Origin of the sequence: Neoaquamicrobium microcysteis, from assembly GCF_008180155.1 — a bacterium.
Taxonomy (GTDB): domain Bacteria; phylum Pseudomonadota; class Alphaproteobacteria; order Rhizobiales; family Rhizobiaceae; genus Aerobium; species Aerobium microcysteis.
In genome coordinates this window covers 143241-149473 of the sequence record NZ_VSZS01000054.1, presented here as the reverse complement: position 1 = coordinate 149473, position 6233 = coordinate 143241, and the positions used below count along the sequence as shown (strand labels likewise).

8 protein-coding genes and 1 tRNA gene are annotated in these 6233 nt (G+C 65.6%); 4 read left to right on the top strand and 5 right to left on the bottom strand.

Annotated elements, in window-relative coordinates; genetic code table 11:
- Window positions 1–134: 134 nt before the first annotated feature.
- Window positions 135–219, bottom strand: a tRNA-Leu gene (locus tag FY036_RS03965).
- Between the two features lie 161 nt (window positions 220–380).
- Here FY036_RS03965 and FY036_RS03960 point away from each other — a divergent pair.
- Both FY036_RS03960 and FY036_RS03955 read left to right on the top strand, forming a co-directional pair.
- Window positions 381–962, top strand: coding sequence for a YqaA family protein (locus FY036_RS03960; protein ID WP_148913399.1), 582 nt, complete (start codon window positions 381–383; stop codon window positions 960–962).
- A 7-nt stretch (window positions 963–969) separates the two neighbouring features.
- Window positions 970–1479: a disulfide bond formation protein B gene (locus FY036_RS03955; RefSeq protein ID WP_148913398.1), complete on the top strand. Its 510-nt coding sequence runs from the start codon at window positions 970–972 to the stop codon at window positions 1477–1479.
- Window positions 1480–1653: 174 nt separating this feature from the next.
- On the opposite strand, the gene FY036_RS03950 is transcribed toward FY036_RS03955, so the two are convergent.
- Window positions 1654–2211, bottom strand: a complete 558-nt coding sequence (locus FY036_RS03950) for an HNH endonuclease (protein ID WP_148913397.1) — start codon at window positions 2209–2211, stop codon at window positions 1654–1656.
- A gap of 98 nt (window positions 2212–2309) precedes the next feature.
- Window positions 2310–2984 (bottom strand): DNA-3-methyladenine glycosylase family protein, encoded by a 675-nt coding sequence (locus FY036_RS03945; RefSeq protein ID WP_148913396.1) that lies wholly within the window; start codon window positions 2982–2984, stop codon window positions 2310–2312.
- Between the two features lie 89 nt (window positions 2985–3073).
- Between FY036_RS03945 and gluQRS the strand changes: the two genes are divergently transcribed.
- A complete protein-coding gene (gluQRS, locus tag FY036_RS03940; RefSeq protein ID WP_148913395.1) occupies window positions 3074–3949 on the top strand; it encodes a tRNA glutamyl-Q(34) synthetase GluQRS in 876 nt (291 codons plus the stop codon).
- Window positions 3950–3951: 2 nt separating this feature from the next.
- Here gluQRS and FY036_RS03935 read toward each other — a convergent pair whose 3' ends face one another.
- Complete coding sequence (locus tag FY036_RS03935) at window positions 3952–4239, bottom strand: hypothetical protein (protein ID WP_148913394.1); 288 nt, start codon at window positions 4237–4239, stop codon at window positions 3952–3954.
- Between the two features lie 155 nt (window positions 4240–4394).
- On the opposite strand from FY036_RS03935, the gene FY036_RS03930 reads away from it, so the two are divergent.
- Window positions 4395–5258, top strand: coding sequence for a DMT family transporter (locus FY036_RS03930; protein WP_148913393.1), 864 nt, complete (start codon window positions 4395–4397; stop codon window positions 5256–5258).
- 83 nt (window positions 5259–5341) lie between these two features.
- Here the strand turns inward: FY036_RS03930 and FY036_RS03925 are convergent, their stop codons facing one another.
- The gene (locus tag FY036_RS03925) at window positions 5342–6223 is read right to left on the bottom strand and encodes a 3-hydroxybutyryl-CoA dehydrogenase (protein ID WP_148913392.1); all 882 of its coding nucleotides are present in this window, start codon (window positions 6221–6223) and stop codon (window positions 5342–5344) included.
- Window positions 6224–6233 lie beyond the last annotated feature (10 nt).

The window sequence follows — 6233 nt, the reverse complement described above, 5'->3', positions numbered from 1 at the left end:
GGCGTGAGCGAAGCGAACTGCCGCGAGATTGGCCCCCACCGAACCCACCGGGTTCGCAAGCGCGACCGCGCGTCGGCCCGTCAGGCCGCCCCATCGGAGGCGTGAGCGAAGTGAACTGCCGTGAGATAAAACTATGGTGCCCCTGGCCGGGATCGAACCAGCACTCCTTGCGGAACTCGATTTTGAGTCGAGCGCGTCTACCAATTCCGCCACAGGGGCCCATCAGGGCGCGTCGCGCATAAGGCGACGAACGCGCCGGACTATACGTGCGAGGCGGGGTGCGTCAAGCGATCACGGCGGCTTGAGCGCTGCATTGCACCACGCGCCATTGCATGGCCGTGATTTTCTTTCTACGAGGGGCGGCCAACCGGGGATCTTCCATGCTTCGCCGCCTTTACGACTGGACGATGTCGCTCGCGCGCACGCGCCATGCAGAACGCTCGCTGGCGGGCGTCTCCTTCGTGGAAAGCTCGTTCTTCCCCATCCCGCCCGACGTGCTGCTCATCCCCATGGTGCTCGCAGACCGCACGAAATGGTTCCGCTACGCGCTGGTCTGCACCATCGCCTCGGTTCTGGGCGCGCTGCTCGGCTACGTCATCGGCGCGCTGCTGTTCGACACGATCGGCCAGCGCATCATCGCGCTCTACAATGCGCAGGACGCCTTCGACGGCATCCGCCAGTGGTATGACGACTGGGGGGCCTGGGGCATCCTGTTCGGCGCGGTGACGCCGTTTCCATACAAGATCCTGACGATCTTCTCCGGTTTCGTCGGCTTCAACATCGTGTCGCTGATTATCGTCTCGATCATCGGGCGCGGGCTGCGATTCTTCCTCGTGGCGGGCCTGCTCTACTGGTTCGGAGAGCCGATCCGCCTTTTCATCGAGAAGCATCTCGGCCTCCTTTTCACCCTTTTCATGGTGCTTCTCATCGGCGGCTTCGTGGCCGTCGGCTACATCTTCTGAGGCGCAAATGTCGCTTACCGCACCCACCGGGAAGACCCAGACGCTGGGCGCCGGCCTGCTAACGGCCGGCATGGCCGTCACCGTCGGCACGGCGCTCGGCTTCCAGCACATCGGCGGCTACATCCCCTGCAAGCTCTGCCTGGAGCAGCGCCTTCCCTACTATATCGGCATCCCGGTCGTCGTTCTGGCGCTGCTGTCGTCGGTTCTGAAATTCCCGCCGCTCGTCACGCGCGGCCTGCTGCTGGTCGGCGCGCTGCTGATGACATGGAGCGTCTGGCTCGGCGCGTTCCATTCCGGCGTCGAATGGGGCTGGTGGCCGGGGCCGACCGACTGCGGCGTGGTGGCGGCCCCCGCCGGCGGCGGCGGCAGCCTGCTCGACCAGCTCGACGCAGTCATCCCGCCCTCCTGCGATCAGGCGGCGGGCCGTTTTCTCGGCCTGTCCTTCGCCGGCTGGAACGTGGTCGCAAGCCTGTTCCTCGCGGCCATCGCCTACGTCGCCGCCTTCCGCAAGGCTTGAGCTGAAGGCACCGGATCTGATCAAAGCGCCGACGCGCGGTGGCTCCAAAATTCGCTCCGCGAGGCATATGACGTGGCTGTCGAGAACCGGAGCGGAGCGTACTTAAGTACGTGAGCACCGGAAGCGTAGACAGCCGCGTAAGATGCCCGTCGGAGTAGAATTTTCGAGCCGCCGCTAGGGCTCGAGTTCGACATCCCAGTACAGATAATCCATCCAGCTCTCATGCAGATGGTTGGGCGGGAAGAGGCGGCCATTGTTGTGCAGGTCGTGCACGGTGGGTTGCACGGGCTTCTGGCGCGGCCACATCTTCGCGTCCCGGGGCATCGCCCCGCCCTTCCGCAGATTGCAGGGCGAGCAGGCGGCCACGACGTTCTCCCATGTCGTCGCCCCGCCGCAACGGCGCGGGATCACGTGGTCGAAGGTCAGGTCCTCGTGGGTGCCGCAATACTGGCACTGGAAGCGGTCGCGCAGGAACACGTTGAAGCGGGTGAAGGCGGGATGCCGCGACGGCTTCACGTAGCTTTTCAGGCACACGACGCTGGGCAGCCGCATCGAGAAGGAAGGCGACGAAACAGCGTGTTCGTATTCGGCGACGATGTTCACGCGGTCGAGGAAAACCGCCTTGATCGCGTCCTGCCAGGACCAGAGCGACAAGGGATAGTAACTCAACGGACGATAGTCCGCGTTCAGCACCAGAGCGGGGAGTCCGTCCGGCGAGACTGCGATCGTCACTGATTGACCTCCTTGGGCTCATCCTCGATCGGCGCGGATACTGTAATCCCGAGATTGCAGGAATGTGAAGCGGGTATCTTGCGCCGCAAAACGACAAATCACACTGTTTTTGCGGCTTTTTTCGCGTCAGCCGCCGCAGGTGCGGCATCGCGGCCGCGCATCTCGCGATAATAGGCCCAGAAAAGCCGTGCCGCGACACCCCTCCACGGGGCCCATGATTCGGCCAGCGCGTAGAGCGGTTTTGCGGCCGGGCGCGGCGCGATGCCGAGCGCGTCGCCCACCGCGCTTTGCAGGGCCACGTCGTGCGCCGGAAAGATGTCCGGGTGGCCGGCGCAGAAAAGCAGGTAGACCTCCGCCGTCCAAGGGCCCACGCCGTGCAGCGCCGTCAGCCGCGCCATCGCCTCGTCGGCGTCGATAGCTGCCAGATGGTCGAGATCGAGCCCGTCCGAAACCACCGCCCGCGCGATGGAAAGCAGCGTCTTCTGCTTGGGCCGGGAAAGGCCGGCGGCGCGCAACACGTCCTCGCCCGCCGCAAGGGTGCCAGGCGCATCCAGCGGATCGACCAGCGCCGTCAGCCGGGCGAGGATAGCGTCGGCGCTGGCGCGCGAAACCTGCTGCGAAACGATGATCGAGGCGAGACTGGCAAAGCCCGGCGCTGAAAGCCGCAGCGGCACCTCGCCGGCCGCATCGACCACGCGCGCAAGCCGCGGATCGATCCGCACCAGCGCGTCGAGACCTTCCCTGATGTCTTCCTCGCGCTCGATACGCCGCATTGCCACCCGCCGCTCACGGTCTTGTCGTTTGCCGCGCGGCACCGTAGCAATCGACCGATGAGCCCCACAACCCGTTTGCCGACACCTTCATGACAGGGCCTGTCTTTCGCTTCGCGCCGAGCCCCAATGGCGAGTTGCACCTTGGCCACGCGTATTCGGCGCTGCTGAACGCGCGGATGGCAGCTGAAACCGGCGGCCGCCTGCTGCTGCGCATCGAGGATATCGACGTAGCGCGCTGCACGCCGCAGTTCGAAGAGGGCATCTACCGCGACCTCGCATGGCTCGGCATCGAGTGGGAGCAGCCGGTACGACGGCAGTCGGACCATTTCGACGACTATGCAGAGGCGCTGGACCGGCTGGTGGATGCCGGCCTCGCCTACCCGTCCTTCATGAGCCGCGGCGAAGTCCGCGCCATCATCGCGGAAGCCGAGACTGAAGGCCACGAATGGCCGCGCGACCCCGACGGCGCGCCGCTGTTTCCGGAAACGGAACGCCGCCTCTCGCAGCGCGAGCGCGAAGCGCGAATGCAGGCCGGCGATCCCTATGCGTGGCGGCTGGATACGCGGGCAGCGCTCGCCCATGTCGGAGGCCCGATCTTCTGGGAGGAGCAGGGCCACGGCCCGCAGGGCCAGACGGGCCTGCTGAGGGCAAACCCCACAGCGTGGGGCGACGTGGTCATCGCGCGCAAGGAAGTGCCGACCAGCTACCACCTGTCCGTGGTGGTGGACGACGCGCTGCAGGGCGTCACCCATGTCGTGCGCGGCCGCGACCTGTTCTTCGCCACGGCGATGCAGCGGCTGCTGCAGGAATTGCTGGGCCTTCCCGCACCCGTCTATGTCCATCACGATCTGGTTCTGGGCGACGACGGGCGCAAGCTCTCCAAGAGCAGGCAGGATACCGGCCTCGCCACCTTGCGCGCCGCCGGCCTCACGCCCGACGACATCAGGCGCATGGTGGGGCTTTAGCGCTACAGCCGGTTCAGCGCCGCCTTCAGCACCGCAAGCACGGTCAGGCAGGCGAACGCGCCAGCCAGCCCCATGGCGATCGCCATCTTCAGGTCGCCGAGCCGGAAGCCGAAATTGTTGGCGATGAAGATCGAGAGGAAGAAGCCGGCGGTGATGATGACGGCGTTGCCGACCGGGCCGAAACCGTCTTCGCCCATGATCGCGTTCAGCGCCATCGCCAGTATGAACGACATGATGCCGACGCCGGCAAAGGCCATCAGCAGCCACTCGGATCCGAGATTCCACAGCATGCCATTCCCTTTCCGAACCAGCGGAGAAGAATGCACTCCAGCGTGACACCCGCATCAGCAGCACGAAATGTAATCCTCAATTCTTATTCTTTGCTTGCGGCAATGATTGGCATTAGAGCGATCGTTTCGCCCGTTACTCCTGCCATCATTTTCTTATGTCCAGCGCAGTCCGCTTCATTCCCGCCCTGTTCGTTCTTCTGTGGGCCACCGGCTTCATCGGGGCGCGCTACGCCATGCCGTGGTCGGAGCCGTTCAGTTTTCTCGCCGCGCGCTTCGTGCTGGCGTTCGCGGTGCTGGCGCTGCTCGTCGCGGTGCTGCGCAGCAAGCGGGTCGGCGGGCGGCAGGCCGCCCACGCGGCATTCGCCGGCGCGCTGATCCACGGCGTCTATCTGGGCGGCGTCTTCTGGGCCATCCGCAACGGCATGCCGGCGGGGCTGTCCGCGCTCATCATCGGGCTCCAGCCGCTCATCACCGCCGTCATGGCTGGCTGGGCGCTGGGCGAAAAGGTGCTGCCGCGCCACTGGGCTGGGCTGGCGGTCGGCTTCGTGGGCATCGTCATCGTTCTGGCGCCCAGGATCGGCGACGCGATGGGCGGCGTCACATGGGCAACGTTCGCCGCCTGCCTGGCCGGCGCGTTCGCCATCAGCGCCGGCACTGTCTGGCAAAAGAAGTTTCTGGCCGGCGCCGACCTCGTCACCGGCACGCTGTGGCAGTATCTGGGTGCCGCCGCAGTCATGGCCGCCGGCTCGCTCGCCTTCGAGACCCGCACCTTCACGCTCACCGGCGAACTCGTCTTCGCGATGGTCTGGCTGGTGCTGGTCCTGTCCGTCGGCGCGGTCTTCCTTTTGATGTGGATGATCCGCGAGGGCGAGATGTCGAAGGTCTCGTCGCTGTTCTATCTCGTGCCTGCGGTCACGGCTGTCATCGCATGGGCGCTGTTCGGCGAGACGCTCACCCCGGTGCAGATAGCGGGCATGGCGGTCACAACCGTCGGCGTCGCCATGGCAACGCGGCGCTAGATGCTTTCGCGTTTTCGGTGAACCCCTCCCTCCCCGGCAAGGCGGGGAAGGAAGCGCCGGCTGGCGCAATGGGCGTTGGGATTCTAGCGCGTGGGGACGGGGTGCTCGCCGCGATAGTCGTAGAAGCCGCGGCCGCTCTTGCGGCCCAGCCAGCCGGCCTCGACATATTTCACCAGCAGCGGGCAGGGCCGGTACTTGGTGTCGGAAAGCCCGTCATGCAGCACCTGCATGATCGACAGGCAGGTATCGAGGCCGATGAAATCGGCTAGCTGGAGCGGCCCCATCGGATGGTTGGCGCCCAGCTTCATGGCGGTGTCGATGGCCTCGACCGAGCCGACGCCCTCATAGAGCGTGTAGATCGCCTCGTTGATCATCGGCAGCAGGATGCGGTTGACGATGAAGGCGGGGAAATCCTCGGCGACGGTGATGGTCTTGTCGAGGCTGGCGACGAAATGCTTCGCCGTCTCGAAGGTCGTATCCTCGGTGGCGATGCCGCGCACCAGCTCCACCAGCTTCATCACCGGCACGGGGTTCATGAAGTGGATGCCGATGAAACGCTCGGGCCTGTCGGTCTGGGCCGCCAGCCGGGTGATCGAGATCGAGGAGGTGTTGGTGGCCAGCAGCGCCTCGGGATTGAGGATCGGGCAGAGCTGGGCGAAGATCTTGCGCTTGACGGTCTCGTCCTCGGTGGCCGCCTCGATGACGAGATCGACGCCGGCGAGGTCTTCCAGCACGGGCGTGGACGTGATGTTGGCGAGCGCTGCCTTGCGCGCTTCCTCGTCCATCTTCCCCGACGAGACCTGGCGGGCCATGTTGCCGTTGATCGTGGCCAGCCCGCTCTCGATCTTGTCGGCCGAGATGTCGTAGAGCCGGACCTTGTATCCCGCCTGCGCGGCGACATGCGCTATGCCGCCGCCCATCTGGCCGGCGCCGATGATGCCTACCGTTCCGATCTTGCCAGTCATGACGTTGATC